The following is an 18,089-nucleotide window of genomic DNA, read 5'->3' as shown; positions in this document are numbered from 1 at the left end:
GGTAAGATGACCGGTTAACTGACCGAGGCGCTTTTATTTGCTGTTGCTCTATCTGGTCCACTTTTTTTCTGCCCGGGTGCTGCGATAATTACCCTATGGGTACAATGTAGCGGTGACGCATTGCCCTTGCAGAGGAAGACACTATGGATTACGAATTTCTGCGCGATATTACCGGAGTGGTAAAGGTGCGAATGTCGATGGGCCACGAGGTGGTGGGGCACTGGTTTAACGAAGAGGTGAAAGATAACCTCGCCCTGCTGGATGAAGTGGAACAGGCCGCGCGCACTGTAAAAGGCAGCGAGCGTTCCTGGCAGCGTGCCGGACATGAATACACGCTATGGCTGGATGGCGAAGAGGTGATGATTCGCGCCAATCAGCTGGAGATTTCAGGTGATGAAATCGAAGAGGGGATGAGCTACTACGACGAAGAAAGCCTCTCTCTGTGCGGCGTTGAGGATTTTTTACAGGTGGTGGCCGCGTACCGCGAGTTTGTCAGCAAAGCCTGACCCCCTTCATGCATTCACGCCGGGAGCCGAACTCCCGGCTTTTTTTTGCCCTGACTGATTATAATCATTTTGCCACTGCGATCGCGCGCTATGCGGCCGCTATTGACCGGGCGCCGCTTGCCGGTGTTAGTGTAGTGGCAACCGACGTCGATCGCTCGCAGGCGGTACAGAACGCGCTCAAAGAGCAGAACGTTACCCTCAGACGGGTTCAGCCCGAGTCACGGCGCCCGCAGGCGCCGTCGAATGTTCAGATGGCAGGGATATTTCTGGCGTAGTAAATTTCCCGCATCTCTTTCCACAGAAGATCGGTGATGGACTTGCGCTCTTCTGCGCTGAGATCTTCGGGTCTGGTGTGGAACATGTAGTGCTTCAGATCGAACTCTTTCAGCAGCATCTTGGTGTGGAAGATATTTTCCTGGTAGACATTGACGTCCACCATGTCATACAGCGCTTTCATGTCCTCGGACATAAAGTTCTGAATGGAATTGATTTCATGGTCAATGAAGTGCTTCATACCATTGATATCACGGGTAAAACCGCGGACGCGATAATCAATAGTGACAATGTCAGATTCCAGCTGGTGGATAAGATAATTCAGCGCGTTAAGCGGTGAGATAACCCCGCAGGTGGAGACTTCGATGTCGGCACGGAAGGTGCACAGTCCGCCCTCCGGATGGCTTTCCGGGTAGGTATGCACGCAGATATGGCTTTTGTCGAGGTGGGCGACTACGGCTTCCGGGAGCGGGCCCGGGTGTTCGCTCTGGTCGATAAGCTGTGGGTCAACGGGTTCTTCACTGACCAGGATCGTCACGCTGGCGCCCTGAGGTTCATAATCCTGGCGAGCAATGTTCAGAATATTGGCGCCGATGATCGAGCAGGTCTCTGACAAAATCTCGGTCAGACGGTTGGCGTTATAGAGTTCATCGATATAGGCGATGTAGCCATCGCGCTCCTCTGCCGTTTTGACATAGCAGATATCGTAAATACAAAAACTCAGGCTCTTGGTCAGGTTGTTAAAGCCATGCAGCTTCAGTTTTTTCAATTTAGTTCACCCCCTTACTGAGGATCGCTGGCGGACAGCGCATCCTGTAAATATTGCGGTAGGGCAAATGCCGCCTTGTGAATAGCCGGATTATAGTAACGGCACTTCAGGTTCGCTTTGTGAAAACGCGCCTGGATAATTTCATTGGACAGGTCGCGCAGGGCATCATTATCGGTCGCCCATGCGAAGGTCATAATGCCGCCATAGTAGGTCGGAATCGCGGCCTGATAGAAGCTGACATCGCTGAAATAGTGGCCGAGCTTGCGGTGGCTGTCGATCGCTTCATCCTGCTGCAGGAAGCAGACGCCGTTTTGGGCAACAAAAATACCGCCGGGATTCAGGCAGCGTTTGCAGCCTTCGTAAAAGGCCGAGGTGAACAGGCTCTCGCCGGGACCGATAGGGTCGGTGCAGTCGGAGATGATCACATCAAACGTTTGCGTCGTCTGGTTAACAAAATTGACGCCATCGTCAATCACCAGCGTAAAGCGCGGATCGTCATAGGCGCCCGCATTGTGATTTGGCAGATACTGGCGGCAGAACGAGACCACGCCAGCGTCGATTTCGACCATGGTGATGGTTTCGATGGTGCTGTGACGAGAGACTTCTCGCAGCATTGCGCCGTCACCGCCGCCGATGATCAGCACGTGTTTTGCCTGGCCGTGGGCCATCAGCGGGACATGGGTCATCATCTCATGATAGATAAACTCATCGCGTTCGGTGGTTTGTACCACGCCGTCCAGCGCCATCACGCGGCCAAAGGCTGCGTTCTCAAAAATGATCAAATCCTGGTGATCGGTCTTTTCGTGATACAGCACATTATCAACCGCAAAATACTGACCAAAATGGTCGTGCAGTGTTTCATGCCACAGATTGTTATCAGCCACGGGCGGATTCCTCCATTGTGAACATCCGGTACACTCGAAAAAACGAGCGCAACATCATAGCCAACTATAGATGATGATGCACGGCGGATATTTCAGCCGTTCGCATGGCGCAGGGCTGAATAGCAGGAATATTGCCGGGCTGCGGGATGGGCGGAGCAGGCCACCTTGTACAGGCGGCGGGATTGCGACCGGGCCCGACGGGTGGCCTATTTAACGTAAGCGAGCAGGCTCAGCGAATCGCGGGCCAGCGCCTTGCATTTTTTCGTGGTGGGGATTTTGATACCGCTGAGATCGCGGTAGCTGTCTTCACCGAGCGCCTTCATATTGAAGCTGTCATAGTTGCTCAGATCCCATTGGTTCTGTTGAGCAAAAAAGACCAGCGCGCGACGAATTTGGGTATTCGGCAGATTCTGGTAACCGCAGTCGTTTTTCAGGAAGACAAATACCGCCGTTAAATCAGCCATATCTTCCGCTTCGGACTCGCTTAACGCATAGCTATTGGCGGATAGAGCAAGCAGGCTGCCGAGCACTATTGTTCTGAAAAGCGTCTTCATTTTCTCTACCATTGAATCACGGACGCTCAAAGTTAGCATACTTCTTTACACTACGTAGAGCTTTATTCTTACTCTTCTGCTTGACCTTCCTGTTGGTGGAAGGTTTAAGCTCAAAAGTTCACCAGCAGAATAAAAAGGATGTGAAAATGCAACGTCGTGAATTTATCAAATTAACCGCAGCGGCCGGCGTATTCAGCGCGCTGCCGCTCTGGAGCCGTTCGGTTTTCGCCGCCAGCCGCCCGGCTCTGCCGGTGCCTAATCTGCTGACCGCCGACGCACGTAATCGCATCACATTAACGATCCAGGCCGGAAAAACGCAGTTTGGTCCGCATCAGGCGACCACCTGGGGTTATAACGGCAATCTGCTGGGGCCGGCGCTGAAGCTCAAAAAAGGGGAGGCGGTGACCGTGGATATTCACAACCGCCTGGCCGAAGAGACGACCGTTCACTGGCATGGGCTGGAGGTGCCGGGTGAGGTCGACGGCGGTCCACAGGGGATCATTGCGCCAGGCGCCTCCCGCAGCGTGAATTTTACTCCCAGCCAGCGGGCCGCCACCTGCTGGTTCCACCCGCACCAGCATGGAAAAACCGGTCGCCAGGTGGCGATGGGGCTGGCGGGGCTGGTACTGATTTCTGATGAAGAAAGCGAGCAGCTGCTGCTGCCGAAGCAGTGGGGGATCGATGACGTACCGGTGATTGTGCAGGATAAGCGTTTTACCGCTGCCGGAGAGATTGATTATCAGCTCGACATGATGAGCGCGGCGGTCGGCTGGTTTGGCGATACCTTACTGGCGAACGGGGCACTCTATCCTGAACACGCCGCGCCGCGCGGCTGGCTTCGCTTGCGTTTACTGAACGGTTGTAACGCCCGCTCGCTGAATTTCTCCACCAGCGATAACCGGCCGATGTACGTTATCGCCAGCGACGGTGGACTGCTTGCCGAGCCGGTGAAGGTCACCGGGCTGCCGGTATTAATGGGTGAGCGCTTTGAAGTTCTGGTGGATACCCGCGATGGTAAAGCCTTCGATCTGATCACCTTGCCGGTGAGCCAGATGGGGATGGCGATCGCGCCGTTCGACAAGCCGCAGCCGGTCTTGCGCATCCAGCCGCTGACGATCCAGGCATCCGGCACACTGCCGGATTCTTTGGTCAGCATGCCGGCGCTGCCGTCGCTGGAGGGGCTGACACAGCGCACGCTCCAGCTGTCGATGGATCCGATGCTGGACATGATGGGAATGCAGGCGCTGATGCAAAAATATGGCGATCAGGCGATGTCCGGCATGAACCACGGTAGCATGATGGATCACGGCAATATGGGTCACGGCATGATGGGCAATATGAGCGACAAGGGGCAGATGAATCATGGCGATATGGGGAACATGAACCACGGCGGCATGGGACAGATGAACCACGGTGCCGACGGTTTCGATTTCCATAATGCTAACCGGATCAATGGCAAAGCCTTTGATATGAATCTCCCGATGTTTGCCGCGGCAAAAGGGCAATATGAGCGTTGGGTGATTTCCGGCAAAGGCGACATGATGCTGCACCCGTTCCATATTCACGGTACCCAGTTCCGTATTCTGTCGGAGAATGGCGCTGCGCCTGCCGCGCATCGTTCCGGCTGGAAAGATACCGTACGGGTTGAGGGGGGCGTCAGTGAAGTGCTGGTGAAGTTCGATCACGAGGCGTCGAAAGAGCATGCCTATATGGCGCACTGCCATCTGCTGGAACATGAAGATACCGGCATGATGCTCGGCTTTACGGTCTAGCTCCCCCTCGCAGGGGATATTATGCACGCGTAAAAAAAGGCCCGGTGTTCACCGGGCCTTCTGTTTTGTTACTGCGTTTTTGCCTGGGGCTTATTTCGCCTCATCAGGCAGCGCATAGGCGACGATATAGTCCCCCATCTTCGTGCCAAACGAGCCGTGGCCGCCTGCGGCGATGACCACATACTGTTTGCCATTCACTTCATAGGTCATTGGCGTCGCCTGGCCGCCTGCCGGCAGACGAGCCTGCCACAGTTTTTCACCGTTGCTCATGTTGTATGCGCGCAGGTAGTTATCGGCGGTAGCGCCAATAAACAGCACGTTGCCGGCGGTGGAGATCGGGCCGCCAAGCATCGGCATACCAAGGTTAAACGGCAGCTGGACCGGCATCGGGAACGGCAGGCTATCCTGCGGCGTACCGATACGTTTTTTCCATACCACTTCGTTGGTCTTCAGATCCAACGCGGAGATGTAACCCCAAGCCGGCTGTTTGCACGGCAGGCCAAACGGCGACAGGAAGGCGTTGAGGGTCACGCCGAACGGTACGCCATACTGCGGCTGGATACCGGATTCGGTACCGGAACCTTTCGCGTCTTTCGGCGGCTCCATCGGATTGCCCGGGCCGCGTGGGATCAGTTTCGATACAAACGGCAGCGCCATTGGGTTGGCGATGGCCATCTGGCGGTTCGGGTCAACGGAAATCCCGCCCCATTCAAACATCCCCAGGTTACCCGGGAAGACCAGCGTGCCTTGCTCTGACGGCGGGGTGAAGATGCCTTCATAACGCAGCTGGTGGAAGATCACGCGGCACACCAGCTGATCGAACATGGTGGCGCCCCACATATCCGCGCCGGTCAAATCTTTCTTCGGACGGAAGCTCAGGTCGGAGAATGGCTGAGTTTTAGAGACATAATCGCCTTTCGCTGCCCCCTGAGGAACCGGTTTTTCCGGTGCCGGGACGACCAGTTCGCCGTTACGACGGTCAAGGACGAAGATATTACCGGTTTTGGCCGGTGCGTAGATGACCGGAACGGTTTTACCGTTAACGTCGATATCCGCCAGCGTAGGCTGAGACGGCATATCCATGTCCCACAGATCGTGGTGAACGGTCTGATAGCTCCATACCAGTTTACCGGTGGTCGCGTTCAGCGCCACGATAGAGCTGGCGTAGCGTTCCTGCTCCGGCGTACGGTTACCGCCCCAGATATCCGGAGTGGTCACGCCCATCGGCAGGTACACGAGGTCCAGCTTCGCATCATAGGCCGCAGGCGCCCAGGAGTTCGGGGAGTTCAGCGTGAAGTGATGTTCATCATCCGGAATGGCGTTCGGATCTTTCGCGCCCGGATCGAAGACCCACAGCAGTTTACCGGTGTTGACATCAAAGCCGCGAATGACGCCCGACGGTTCGCGCGTCGAGAAGTTATCGGTCACGGCACCGGCAATGATAATGGTGGTATCGGTCACGATCGGTGGCGACGTCGGTTCGTACATCCCCGGCGTGGTGACCGGCATGTTGGTCTGCAGGTTGAGAATCCCTTTGTTGGCAAAGGATTCGCACAGCTGGCCGTTGTCGGCGTTAATGGCGAACAGGCGACCATCGTTGACCGGCAGGATAATCCGGCGCGGACAGTTGGCGACGACATCTGCCGGCGCGTTGTCTGCTTTCGCTTCGTGATAAGAGACGCCGCGGCAGGTGACGTGCTGGAAGGACGGATCCGCGTTCAGCTGCGGGTCAAAGTGCCATTTTTCTTTCCCGGTAGCCGCATCAAGGGCAAACAGACGCTGGTGGGCTGTACACAGGTACAGCATGTTCCCCACTTTAATCGGCGTCACTTCGTTGGTGATTTCACCCGGATCGTTGGGCTGCTTCAGGTCGCCGGTGCGGAATACCCAGGCTTCCTTCAGGTTTTTCACGTTATCGGCGTTGATTTGCTTCAGCGGTGAATAACGTTGGCCTTCCTGGTTACGGCCGTACGCCGGCCAGTCGCCATCGGCAACCGCGGAGATCGGCGCCGCAGGCGTCGCATCGGCATTCAGGGTACCGTTCACTTCCTGCGGATCGTTAAAACCGGCCCAGGTCAGGATACCGCCGCTGATCAGCAGGGCCACAACCAGACCGGCGACCGCGCCGGCCGATGGGATCGGCAGACGACGCCAGACAAAAGGCAAAATGAGCCAGATGCCGAAGAAGACCAGAATATCGCTACGCGGCGTAAGCGCCCAGAAGTCAAAGCCGACTTCCCAGACGCCCCAGATCATGGTGGCGAGAAGCAGCGCGGCATAGAGCCAGAGCGCTGCGCGTTTGCCCCGCAACAGCATCACGGTGACGGCCAGCATGACGAGGCCAGCAATAGGGTAATACCAGGAGCCGCCAATGGCCGCCAGCCATACCCCGCCAATAAGAAGATACAGGCCGCAGAACGCTGCAAAGAGAGCTGTCAGCGTCACGAGAAGCCGTGATTGTTGAGACTTTGTTTCTGCCATAGAAAGACACTCGGTTGTTTGTTAATTTTTTAATTGCAATTAATTATAGGATTTAACAAGTGTGATCGGAATCACAAAATGGGCTTTATTATTCCCTGCATCGCATATTTCTTTTTACTGGTATACTGCATAGCTTGCCGGTCAATGTCGGTGCATTCGCAGCGGTGTTGATGATTTATCTTAAGAATCAAATGGTTAGTTTAATGAAACATACTGTAGAAGTGATGATCCCGGAAGCCGAGATCAAAGCGCGTATCGCCGAACTGGGTCGTCAAATCAACGAATGCTACAAAGACAGCGGCAGCGAGATGGTGCTGGTGGGGCTGCTGCGCGGCTCATTTATGTTTATGGCCGATCTGTGTCGTGAAGTGCAGGTGCCGCATGAAGTCGATTTTATGACCGCCTCCAGCTACGGCAGCGGCATGTCGACGACCCGTGACGTTAAAATCCTGAAAGATCTGGATGAAGACATTCGCGGTAAAGACGTATTGATTGTGGAAGACATTATCGATTCCGGCAACACGCTGTCTAAAGTGCGTGAAATTCTCAGCCTGCGTGAGCCGAAATCTCTGGCTATTTGTACGCTGCTGGACAAGCCTAGCCGCCGTGAAGTGAACGTGCCGGTAGAGTTTGTTGGCTTTGCTATCCCGGATGAGTTCGTGGTCGGCTACGGGATTGATTACGCTCAGCGCTATCGCCATCTGCCGTACGTCGGCAAAGTGGTGCTGCTGGACGAGTAAGGTTTCATGCAACCCCGGACGATGGCGCACCGCGCTGCCGGGGTTTTCTGAAGCGGGCGGCTTACTTGTGGTTGACGTGTTTGCTCTTGAGGTTGGAAATTCCGTGGCGGTAGCGCTGTTCAAGGGTTTCGCGGCTGACGGCAGTCACATCAAGATCGCGTAACAGCCCGTCATGGATACCGTAGGCCCAGCCGTGGATGGTGACCTTCTGACCCCGCTTCCACGCCGACTGCATAATGGTCGAGTGGCCCAGGTTATAAACCTGCTCCATCACGTTCAGTTCACATAATGTATCCAGTCGACGCTCTTCAGGCATTTCGCCCAGCAGCGAACTGTGTTTGAACCAGATATCGCGAATATGCAGCAGCCAGTTGTCGATAAGCCCCAGCTCGGTGTTTTCTACTGCCGCCTGCACGCCGCCGCAGCCGTAGTGGCCGCAGATGATGATATGCTCGACTTCCAGCACGTCAACGGCATACTGCACCACGGAAAGACAGTTCAGGTCGGTATGAATCACCAGATTAGCGACGTTACGATGGACAAACAGTTCACCGGGCTCAAGGCCGGTTAACCGTTCCGCAGGAACACGGCTATCAGAACATCCAATCCACAGAAAGCGTGGCTTCTGCGCTTGTGACAATTTTGCGAAAAAGCCGGGGTCTTCTTCCACCAGCATTTTTGACCATAGTGCATTATTGCTGATGAGTGTATCTATATCATTCATGGACGTTTACGGCCTGTAACCAAGTAAGTGCGTTGGGCTAATATAGGTTAACCTCACTTTATTTAAAACAACCCATCGCGTGTCATGACACGAGAAGAGATATTTAATGACCATTGCTCTGGAATTAAAACAGCTCACCAAGACCTACCCCGGCGGGGTTCAGGCGCTTCGGGGAATCGATCTGCAGGTGGAAGCAGGGGATTTTTATGCGCTGCTCGGCCCTAACGGGGCGGGGAAATCCACCACGATTGGCATTATCAGTTCGCTGGTAAATAAAACCTCCGGTGAGGTCAACGTCTTTGGCTACGACCTGCAAAAGGACGTGGTGAACGCCAAGCGTCAGCTCGGGTTGGTGCCGCAGGAGTTCAACTTCAACCCGTTTGAAACCGTCCAGCAGATCGTCGTTCACCAGGCCGGCTACTACGGCGTGGAGCATAAAGAAGCGCTTCTGCGCAGCGAAAAGTACTTAAAACAGCTCGATCTGTGGGAAAAGCGCAACGAACGTGCACGGATGCTCTCCGGCGGGATGAAACGACGCCTGATGATTGCCCGCGCGTTGATGCATGAACCCAAACTGCTGATCCTTGATGAACCCACCGCAGGGGTGGATATCGAACTTCGCCGCTCGATGTGGGGTTTTCTCAAGGATTTGAACGATAAAGGTACCACCATCATCCTGACCACCCATTATCTGGAAGAGGCGGAGATGCTGTGCCGCAATATCGGGATTATTCAACGCGGAGAGCTGGTGGAAAACACCTCGATGAAGGCGCTGCTTGCCAAGTTGAAATCAGAAACGTTCATCCTTGATCTGGCGCCGAAAAGCCCGCTGCCGACGCTGGAAGGTTACCAGTATCGCCTGGTGGATACCTCCACGCTGGAAGTCGAAGTGCTGCGCGAGCAGGGGATTAACAGCGTATTTGCCCAGCTGAGTGCTCAGGGAGTTCAGGTGTTAAGTATGCGTAACAAAGCCAACCGGCTGGAAGAGCTGTTTGTCACGCTGGTGCATGACAGAAAAGGAGAATCAGCATGATGCAGCTTTATTGGGTCGCGCTGAAAAGCATCTGGGCCAAGGAAATTCACCGCTTTATGCGTATCTGGATCCAGACGCTGGTACCGCCGGTGATCACCATGACCCTCTATTTTGTCATCTTTGGCAATTTGATCGGCTCGCGGATCGGTGAAATGCATGGCTTTACCTATATGCAGTTTATTGTGCCGGGTCTGATCATGATGGCGGTCATCACCAACGCCTATGCCAACGTGGCCTCCTCGTTCTTCAGCGCGAAATTTCAGCGCAACATCGAAGAGCTGCTGGTGGCGCCGGTGCCGACGCACGTGGTCATCGCCGGCTATGTTGGTGGTGGGGTGGCGCGAGGGCTGTGCGTAGGGATTCTGGTTACCGCGATATCGTTGTTCTTCGTGCCGTTCCAGGTGCATTCCTGGCTGTTCGTTGGGCTGACGCTGATGCTGACCGCGGTCCTCTTCTCGCTGGCGGGTTTGCTGAACGCGGTTTTTGCCAAAACCTTTGATGATATCAGCCTGATCCCCACCTTCGTGCTGACGCCGCTGACCTACCTCGGCGGGGTATTTTACTCCCTGACCCTGCTGCCGCCATTCTGGCAGGCGCTGTCGCACCTTAACCCGATTGTTTACATGATCAGCGGCTTCCGCTACGGATTCCTCGGCATCAACGATGTTCCGCTGATGACGACTTTTGGCGTGCTGGTGGTGTTTATTGTTCTGTTCTACGCCCTGTGCTGGTATCTGATCCAGCGTGGACGCGGTCTGCGCAGCTAACCGCGGATCGGCAAATAGCGCCTGGCCGCCAGGCGAGGCGCTATCCGCTAATCTTGACTGCCATCACTCATCTGCGTCATCCCCTTTGTTACAGTGTTTCTCTGCTAAGGAGGCTGTCTATGTTGGGTTGGGTGATTACCTGTCATGATGAGAAGGCGGAGGAACTGCTGGATCGTCTGGAAAAAAAGTTTGGCCCGCTGGCGCAATGCCGGGCGGTAAATTACTGGCGTAATCTTAGCAGCAATATGTTGAGCCGGATGATGTGCGATGCGCTGCACGCCACGGACAGCGGCGATGGCGTGATTTTTTTGACCGACCACACCGGAGCACCTCCCTATCGCGTGGCGGCCCTGATGAGCCATAAACATACCCATTGTGAAGTGATCTCCGGTATCAGCTATCCATTACTGGAGCGTATGTATCTCCTGCGCTACACCCTGAGCAGCGAAGCGTTTCGCGAGGCGATCGTAAGCAGCGGAGGCCCGGTCGTCAGCAGCCTCTGGCACCAACAGCAAAAAAATCCGCCTTTCCGCCTGCGCCATGATGCGTTCGGGAATTAAGCATTGGTATTGATGCCGCTTTTGTTACAATGGCGGCTGATTTCTCTAGCGGTCCGACCTGCATGTTTGTCCGAATTGTTGCCCTGTTCCTTTTACTGACATCGCTCAGCGCTTCAGCCAGCCTGCTTAGCCAGCAGGGGACCCCCGCCCGCTATATGCAGACCACGGAAGATGCGGTTATCTGGGCGCAGGTCGGAAATGACGTGGTGAGCGTGGGGAACATTCGGGCCGGGCAAATTATCGCCGTGGTGCCGACGTCCGCCGATTATTATGAATTCAGCTTCGGTTTCGGCACCGGCTTTATCGATAAAGGCCACCTCGAACCGGTGCAGGGCAAGCAGCGGGTTGAAGACAATCTCGGCGATTTGCATAAACCGCTGAGCAACCAGAATCTGCTCACCTGGAAAGATACGCCGGTGTACGATGCGCCTTCCGTCGGTAGCGCGCCGTTTGGCACCCTGGCGAATAATCTGCGCTATCCCATTATCAGCAAGCTGAAAGACCGTCTCAACCAGACCTGGTTTCAAATTCGTATTGGTAACCGGCTGGCGTGGGTCAGCAGCCTGGATGCTCAGGAAGATCGCGGTATCCCGATGCTGACCTACCATCACATTCTGCGCGATGAAGAGAACACCCGTTTTCGCCACACCTCTACCACGACTTCGGTACGCGCCTTCAGCAACCAGATGACCTGGCTCCGCGACCGGGGCTACACTACGCTGACGATGTATCAGCTGGAAGGCTATCTGCGTAATAAAATCAATCTGCCGGCCCGCTCGGTGGTGATTACCTTTGACGATGGTCTGAAGTCGGTTAACCGCTACGCGTACCCGATTCTGAAGCAGTATGGCTTTCACGCGACGGCATTTATTATCTCATCGCGTATCAAACGCCACCCGCAGAAATGGGAGCCGAAATCGCTGCAGTTTATGAGTGTTTCCGAGCTGAAGCAGATTCAGGACGTTTTTGATATACAGTCCCATACCCACTTCCTGCACCGGGTTGATGCCCTGCATCATCCGATTCTGTTGAGCCGCAGCTACCATAATGTGCTGTTCGATTTTGAGCGTTCGCGGCGCGCGCTTGCCCAGTTTAATCCGCACGTGCTGTATCTCTCTTATCCGTTTGGCGGCTATAACGCGACGGCGGTCAGGGCGGCGAACGACGCCGGTTTTCATATGGCGGTGACCACGGTGAGAGGGAAGGTGAAGCCGGGCGATAACCCGTTCTTACTAAAAAGACTCTATATTCTGCGGACCGATTCGCTGGAGACGATGTCGCGATTGATCAGCAATCAGCCGCAGGGATAAATGGTGCCGGTGATACGAAACCGGCCACCCCGCGAATAAATTCCTGACAAGGTGTTTCAGAGATCATCTTATTTATTTTCAGAATTTGTTGTCTGGCATGAAGTCCATTTTTATTTATGGTTATTTGCTCTAATCATAGAAAAAGGATGTACAGGATGGCAATTCCGGCTTATTTATGGATGAAAGATGATGGCGGTGCTGATATCAAAGGCGCGGTTGATGTTCAGGATCGTGAGGGGAGTATTGAAATTCTCGGATTTAGTCATGGTTTACATCTTCCAACCGATAACAGCACCGGTAAGATTACGGGGACACGTATACATTCACCATTAATATTTCAAAAAGAATTTGATTCATCAAGCCCATATATTTATAAAGCCGTAGCAAAGGAGCAAACGCTGAAAAGCGTAGAAGTTAAATGGTATAAAATTAACGACGGTGGACAGGAACAAGAATACTTCAATATGTTACTTGAGAACGTTAAGGTTATCTCTATTTGTCCAATGATGCATGATTGTAAAAAACCGGCAACTGAAAAATATAATCATCTGGAAGCAGTTTCATTACGTTATGAAAAAATCACATGGAAACATTGTGATGGCAATATTCTCTTTTCTGACGCATGGAATGAGCGATGATTCGATGTACTTTCTGTCTGAATGGAAATCAGCTAAGTAACCTTAGTTGTCCGGGAATCGGTTTTTTCCCTGCCTACTCGGGTACCGGAACATCACGTAACGATCCTGATGCGGTGGCTGTCCCTTCTATTGGACCATTACCGACTGGCCTGTACTATATCGTTACGCGTGGTACTGGAGGGTTGCTTACGGCGTTAACTGATCCCATAGCGTCATTTATTTCTGGTTCGGAGCGGTCGATATGGTTTGCCCTGTATCGACACGATTCACAGATAGACGATCTAACATGGGTGGGAAAAGTACAGAGGGGACATTTTAGACTTCATCCAGCAGGTTATAAGGAGGGGGTTAGTGAAGGTTGTATGACTCTACCCCGACTATCTGATTTTATGTTGTTACGTGCTGCATTACTTAATACGCCCACAATACAGATAGCAGCCTCATTGACTGCCTTCGGGACCATACAGGTGTACTAATGAAACCGATACAATACGCGCTATTATGGATTGGCGAAGCATTACTATATGCAGTAGTGTTCGTACTGCTGTTTTTATTTATGCCTGAAGTCAAAACCTACTATCTGATCAGACGCTATACAGAAGTTATACCTGGTGATATATGGGATAAGTATTACTTTCTGTCGCTTTGTATTGCTTCACTGCTCATCGTGGCAATAGTGGTTTATATAACGGCTGCGATTAAACGACGTCTATCCTGAGTATTCTGTTATAAATAAACGGTGCCCCGCCTGGGCGACGCACCGTCAGCTATCGGCTATCAGGCAACCTGTACCGGAATGGCTTTTGCCTGGCGCTTCATTTCGTTGTCGCCTTCAAAATAGGCCACTTTCGGCTGCCAGCGGCGGGCTTCTTCATCAGGCATGGTGACGAAGCTGGCAATAATCAGAATGTCACCCACGCTGGCGCAGTGCGCGGCAGCGCCGTTCACCGAAATGATTCGCGAGCCACGTTCGGCGGCAATGGCATAGGTGGAGAAACGGTTGCCGTTGGTCACGTTCCAGATGTGGATCGCTTCGTTTTCAAGAATACCGGACGCATCCAGAAAATCCTGGTCAATGGCGCAGGAACCTTCATAGTGCAGGTCGGCCTGCGTGACTTTAACGCGGTGGAGTTTACCCTGCAGCATATTACGAATCATGATGTCTACCTTTCTTCCCCTCCTGCTTCAGAGTGCAGGGTCGTGGCGGGCGAGCGACTTTCCCCTGATGGGGGACGGTAGTGCTCTTGCCTGCCGCCGGTCTGCAACCGGATTAGTCAGGGTCTATACCTTAATGATACGAAGCGGACATGACATCCGCTTTGAGTAAATGTCCGGCAATATTGCCAGATTTTTAACCCTTGTCTACTGACCCAGCTCGACGATGTGGTTATCGATCAACCGCGCCTGTCCCAACCATGCGGCCATCAGGATCACCGCACGTTTACTGGTTTCCGTCAGCTCCAGCAGCGTATCCGCATCCCGGATCTGGATATCGTCGGCGCGGAAGCCTTTCTCGTTCAGCTCCTGCCCGGCAAGGGTAATGATTTCATCCAGGTTACGTTCACCGGCGGCAAGCTTACCGGCGACGGCGCTCAGCACTTTATACAGGCCCGGCGCAATTTTACGCTGCTCTGCGGTGAGGTAGCCGTTGCGTGAGCTCAGCGCCAAACCATCTTTAGCACGAATAATCGGCACGCCGATTATCTCAATATCGTAACCCATGTCGGCAACCATTTTACGAATCAGCGCCAGCTGCTGGAAGTCCTTCTCGCCAAAGCAGGCGACATCCGGCTGGACCAGGTTAAACAGCTTGCTGACGATGGTCGATACGCCGCGGAAGTGGCCTGGACGACTGGCTCCCTCGAGCATGGTCGACAGCCCCGGGACATCCACATAGGTCTGGTTTTCGGTACCGTGCGGATAGATCTCTGCCGGCGCGGGGGCGAAAACAAAATCCACCTTACGTTTGTTCAGCTTTTCGCAATCATCCTGCAGCGTACGCGGGTAGCGCGACAGATCGTCAGGGCGGTCGAACTGCATCGGGTTGACGAAAATAGTGACCACCACGACATCGGCGCTGGCTTTTGCGGTATCCACCAGCTGCATATGGCCGTCGTGCAGGTTGCCCATAGTGGGAACCAGCGCGATACGCTTACCTTCCTGGCGCAAACGGCGGATATGCTGGCGCAGCAGCGGCAGGGATTCAATAATCAGCACAACAAGACTCCTTAATGGAAACTGTGTTCTTCGCCCGGATAAACGCCGGACTCCACGTCGGCAATATACTGCCGCACTGCGGCGCGCATGTCGCCCGCTTCAGCCAGGAAATTTTTAGCAAATTTAGGAATATGGCCGCCGGTGATCCCGAAAGCGTCGTGCATCACCAGAATTTGACCATCGGTGACGTTGCCTGCACCAATGCCGATAACCGGAATGGTTAACGCCTCGGTAATACGCTGAGCCAGCTCGACCGGGACGCACTCAAGGACCAGCAACTGTGCGCCTGCCGCTTCCAGTGCCAGCGCGTCGTCGAACAGCGCCTGCGCCGCATCGCCGCGGCCCTGCACTTTATAGCCGCCGAAAATATTGACCGACTGCGGGGTCAGGCCAAGGTGGCCGCAAACCGGCACCGCGCGTTCCGTCAGCATTTTCACCGTTTCCGCAAGCCAGGCGCCGCCTTCAAGCTTGACCATGTTAGCGCCCGCGCGCATCACGATGGCGGCGTTAGCAAAAGTCTGTTCCGGGGTGGCATAGGCCATAAACGGCAGGTCGGCGAGCAGCAGGCAATGGGGGGCGCCGCGACGTACCGCCTGGGTGTGATAGGCGATATCTTCCACGGTCACCGGCAAGGTCGAGTCGTGCCCCTGCACCGTCATGCCCAGCGAATCCCCTACCAGCATCACGTTGATCCCTTCATCGGCAAACAGCTTCGCAAAGCTGTAGTCATAGGCGGTGATGGTGGCGAAGCGCTGCTTCTCCTGTTTGCATTTCTGCAGCAGGGCGATAGTGGTCGGTTTCATAACGTTTCCTGATGATGAAAGTCATATTAACCGGCATTCTAACAGCAGCATTCAGAGGGGCAATGGTTTTAGGCAATCGATAACGACGATCGCCGTAATGGCTAACAATGGGGAAGGGGGAACGACCAGATTGCCGGCTTTTCGGCACCGAGGTTTTCCAGCACGTCACGCAAAGCGGTGCCATCGGGGAAATGGAGCGTCGGGGCAATCTCGTACAGCGGCCACAGCATAAAACCGCGGTTTTTCATATCGTAGTGCGGTACCGTCAGGCGCTCGCTGTTTATCACCGCATCGCCAAACAGCATGATATCGAGATCCAGCGTACGGGGGCCCCAGCGTTCGGCTTTGCGTTGACGGCCCTGCTGCAGCTCGATGCGCTGGGTATGATCCAGCAGGGCTTCCGCCTGCAGATGCGTGTCCAGGGCGACGGCGGCGTTGAGGTAGTCAGGCTGATCCTGCGGTCCCAGCGGCGGCGTGCGGTAAAAAGAGGAGACGGCGACCATCCGGCTGTCCGGAATGGCAGCCAGCGCCGTCACGGCAGCATTGACCTGCTCCAGAGGAGAGGCCAGATTGCTGCCGATCGCGATGTAGACGCGGGTCATGCGCCACCCTGACGCGGGGTGCGTTTGCGCGGGCGACGATGACGGCGGCGCGGCGCGGGTTCGTCATCGAGCTCGTTAAGCATCTCTTTTTGATCTGGCGGCGCGGCAACCTGGAACTCGCCCCACCATTTGGTCAGACGCTGCAGTTCGCCATTTTTCTCGGCGCCGGCACGCAGCTCCAGCAGATCGTAGGCGGCGCGGAATTTCGGATGTTCCATCAGCTTCCACGCGCGTTTGCCCTGGCGGCGGGACATGCGCAGCTGCAGCTGCCAGATATCGCGTACCAGCGTGGTAATACGCTTCGGAATGGCCAGCGTACGGCAGGCTTCATCCAGCACATCGTTCATTGCCAGGGCGAAAGCGTCGTTATAGGCCAGACCGCTCTCCTGGGTGATTTTCTGCGCCATTTCCAGCAGCGGATACCAGAACATGACCGCGAACAGGAACGCCGGGTTAACGCGCATATCGTTATGGATGCGGTTATCGGTATTCTTCAGCACCTGGGTAATGATGTGTTCCATCGGGCTATCGCCGCGCTCGGTAAAGTAGCGGGTGATGGTCGGGAACAGCGGCTGGAACAGGTTATATTCGCGCAGCAGCATGTAGGTATCATAGCCGTAGCCCGCCTGCAGCAGCTTCAGGACTTCTTCGAACAGACGCGCCGGAGGAACGTCATGGAGCAGTGCGGCAAGACGCGGAATCGGCTCGGCGGTTTCCGCGCTGATGTTCATATTGAGCTTGGCGGCAAAGCGCACAGCGCGCAGCATGCGGACCGGATCTTCGCGGTAGCGGGTTTCCGGATCGCCAATCAGGCGAATCATGCCCTCCTGCAGATCTTTCATGCCGCCGACGTAGTCGCGCACGGTAAAATCAGCCACGCTGTAATACAGGCTGTTAATGGTGAAGTCGCGACGCTGGGCATCTTCTTCGATCGAACCGAAGATGTTGTCGCGCAGCAGCATCCCGTTCTGGCCGCGCTGTGAAGTCACACGATCGGTGGTGTGTCCTTCATGGTGGCCGCGGAAGGTGGCGACTTCGATGATTTCCGGCCCGAACATCACGTGCGCCAGGCGGAAACGACGGCCCACCAGACGACAGTTGCGGAACAGTTTACGCACCTGATCCGGCGTCGCGCTGGTTGTCACGTCAAAATCTTTCGGTTTTTTACCAAGCAGGAGGTCACGTACGCCACCGCCGACGAGATAGGCTTCATAGCCCGCCTTGTTCAGTCGATAGAGCACCTTGAGGGCATTATCACTGATATCTTTGCGGGAAATTGCATGCTGTTCACGCGGGATAACCGTCATATGCGTTTGTTCAACGGCGGCTTCTGCGTCGCGCTCTTCACGGCTTAGCACCTTACGGCAAAAATTAGCGACTCGGGTAAAAATGTTGCACCTCGTAGTGTCAGACGGACTTCAGATCAAAATATTACTCTATGCATTTCGGGTTGCAG

The 18,089-nt window shown here is 54.6% G+C and carries 20 protein-coding genes; 10 read left to right on the top strand and 10 right to left on the bottom strand.

Annotated features, from left to right (window positions below; all coding sequences use genetic code 11):
• The first annotated feature begins 143 nt into the window (after positions 1–143).
• A complete protein-coding gene (gene yacL, locus DSD31_RS21250) occupies positions 144–506 on the top strand; it encodes a protein YacL (protein WP_004857933.1) in 363 nt (120 codons plus the stop codon).
• A 247-nt stretch (positions 507–753) separates the two neighbouring features.
• Here yacL and speD read toward each other — a convergent pair whose 3' ends face one another.
• The 3 genes from speD to DSD31_RS21230 all read right to left on the bottom strand — a co-directional run bounded on the left by speD (position 754) and on the right by DSD31_RS21230 (position 2,986).
• Positions 754–1,548: an adenosylmethionine decarboxylase gene (gene speD, locus DSD31_RS21240; protein ID WP_004857935.1), complete on the bottom strand. Its 795-nt coding sequence runs from the start codon at positions 1,546–1,548 to the stop codon at positions 754–756.
• Positions 1,549–1,562: 14 nt separating this feature from the next.
• Positions 1,563–2,432, bottom strand: coding sequence for a polyamine aminopropyltransferase (gene speE, locus DSD31_RS21235; protein WP_004857937.1), 870 nt, complete (start codon positions 2,430–2,432; stop codon positions 1,563–1,565).
• A gap of 206 nt (positions 2,433–2,638) precedes the next feature.
• Complete coding sequence (locus tag DSD31_RS21230; RefSeq protein WP_015585138.1) at positions 2,639–2,986, bottom strand: YacC family pilotin-like protein; 348 nt, start codon at positions 2,984–2,986, stop codon at positions 2,639–2,641.
• Between the two features lie 146 nt (positions 2,987–3,132).
• Between DSD31_RS21230 and cueO the strand changes: the two genes are divergently transcribed.
• Positions 3,133–4,758, top strand: a complete 1,626-nt coding sequence (gene cueO, locus DSD31_RS21225; RefSeq protein WP_015585137.1) for a multicopper oxidase CueO — start codon at positions 3,133–3,135, stop codon at positions 4,756–4,758.
• 90 nt (positions 4,759–4,848) lie between these two features.
• Here cueO and DSD31_RS21220 read toward each other — a convergent pair whose 3' ends face one another.
• Positions 4,849–7,239: a glucose/quinate/shikimate family membrane-bound PQQ-dependent dehydrogenase gene (locus DSD31_RS21220; RefSeq protein WP_113991297.1), complete on the bottom strand. Its 2,391-nt coding sequence runs from the start codon at positions 7,237–7,239 to the stop codon at positions 4,849–4,851.
• A 203-nt stretch (positions 7,240–7,442) separates the two neighbouring features.
• Here DSD31_RS21220 and hpt point away from each other — a divergent pair, with 203 nt between their 5' ends.
• Positions 7,443–7,979 (top strand): hypoxanthine phosphoribosyltransferase, encoded by a 537-nt coding sequence (gene hpt, locus DSD31_RS21215; RefSeq protein ID WP_015585135.1) that lies wholly within the window; start codon positions 7,443–7,445, stop codon positions 7,977–7,979.
• Between the two features lie 61 nt (positions 7,980–8,040).
• Here the strand turns inward: hpt and can are convergent, their stop codons facing one another.
• Complete coding sequence (gene can / locus DSD31_RS21210) at positions 8,041–8,703, bottom strand: carbonate dehydratase (RefSeq protein WP_004857991.1); 663 nt, start codon at positions 8,701–8,703, stop codon at positions 8,041–8,043.
• Between the two features lie 106 nt (positions 8,704–8,809).
• Between can and DSD31_RS21205 the strand changes: the two genes are divergently transcribed.
• From DSD31_RS21205 to DSD31_RS21175, 7 genes are all read left to right on the top strand, one after another.
• Entirely contained in the window at positions 8,810–9,736 is a 927-nt protein-coding gene (locus DSD31_RS21205) for an ABC transporter ATP-binding protein (protein WP_004857993.1), read from the top strand.
• Positions 9,733–10,503, top strand: coding sequence for an ABC transporter permease (locus DSD31_RS21200; RefSeq protein WP_015585134.1), 771 nt, complete (start codon positions 9,733–9,735; stop codon positions 10,501–10,503). The genes DSD31_RS21205 and DSD31_RS21200 overlap by 4 nt, the downstream gene beginning before the upstream one ends.
• Positions 10,504–10,622: 119 nt before the next feature.
• On the top strand, positions 10,623–11,063 hold the full coding sequence (locus DSD31_RS21195; RefSeq protein ID WP_004857996.1) for a PTS sugar transporter subunit IIA: 441 nt from the start codon (positions 10,623–10,625) through the stop codon (positions 11,061–11,063).
• Between the two features lie 62 nt (positions 11,064–11,125).
• A complete protein-coding gene (locus DSD31_RS21190) occupies positions 11,126–12,373 on the top strand; it encodes a polysaccharide deacetylase family protein (protein ID WP_015585133.1) in 1,248 nt (415 codons plus the stop codon).
• 155 nt (positions 12,374–12,528) lie between these two features.
• Positions 12,529–13,011 (top strand): Hcp family type VI secretion system effector, encoded by a 483-nt coding sequence (locus DSD31_RS21185; protein ID WP_088883440.1) that lies wholly within the window; start codon positions 12,529–12,531, stop codon positions 13,009–13,011.
• A complete protein-coding gene (locus DSD31_RS21180; protein ID WP_071934156.1) occupies positions 13,008–13,487 on the top strand; it encodes a DUF2778 domain-containing protein in 480 nt (159 codons plus the stop codon). The genes DSD31_RS21185 and DSD31_RS21180 overlap by 4 nt, the downstream gene beginning before the upstream one ends.
• Positions 13,487–13,729, top strand: a complete 243-nt coding sequence (locus DSD31_RS21175; protein WP_065905833.1) for a hypothetical protein — start codon at positions 13,487–13,489, stop codon at positions 13,727–13,729. The genes DSD31_RS21180 and DSD31_RS21175 overlap by 1 nt, the downstream gene beginning before the upstream one ends.
• Positions 13,730–13,788: 59 nt before the next feature.
• Here the strand turns inward: DSD31_RS21175 and panD are convergent, their stop codons facing one another.
• The 5 genes from panD to pcnB all read right to left on the bottom strand — a co-directional run bounded on the left by panD (position 13,789) and on the right by pcnB (position 18,024).
• Complete coding sequence (gene panD, locus DSD31_RS21170; RefSeq protein WP_004858002.1) at positions 13,789–14,169, bottom strand: aspartate 1-decarboxylase; 381 nt, start codon at positions 14,167–14,169, stop codon at positions 13,789–13,791.
• A gap of 204 nt (positions 14,170–14,373) precedes the next feature.
• Positions 14,374–15,228: a pantoate--beta-alanine ligase gene (panC, locus tag DSD31_RS21165; protein ID WP_004858005.1), complete on the bottom strand. Its 855-nt coding sequence runs from the start codon at positions 15,226–15,228 to the stop codon at positions 14,374–14,376.
• An 11-nt stretch (positions 15,229–15,239) separates the two neighbouring features.
• Entirely contained in the window at positions 15,240–16,031 is a 792-nt protein-coding gene (panB, locus tag DSD31_RS21160; protein WP_048024065.1) for a 3-methyl-2-oxobutanoate hydroxymethyltransferase, read from the bottom strand.
• Positions 16,032–16,132: 101 nt separating this feature from the next.
• Positions 16,133–16,633, bottom strand: a complete 501-nt coding sequence (folK, locus tag DSD31_RS21155; protein WP_032716579.1) for a 2-amino-4-hydroxy-6-hydroxymethyldihydropteridine diphosphokinase — start codon at positions 16,631–16,633, stop codon at positions 16,133–16,135.
• Positions 16,630–18,024 (bottom strand): polynucleotide adenylyltransferase PcnB, encoded by a 1,395-nt coding sequence (gene pcnB / locus DSD31_RS21150; RefSeq protein WP_071824645.1) that lies wholly within the window; start codon positions 18,022–18,024, stop codon positions 16,630–16,632. The genes folK and pcnB overlap by 4 nt, the downstream gene beginning before the upstream one ends.
• Positions 18,025–18,089: the final 65 nt, after the last annotated feature.

The sequence above is a fragment of the Klebsiella sp. X13 genome (genome assembly GCF_003323835.1).
In the GTDB taxonomy this organism is placed as follows: domain Bacteria; phylum Pseudomonadota; class Gammaproteobacteria; order Enterobacterales; family Enterobacteriaceae; genus Klebsiella; species Klebsiella ornithinolytica.
Note: the sequence above shows the minus strand (reverse complement) of the source record. Positions and strands in the feature narration are given on the sequence as shown.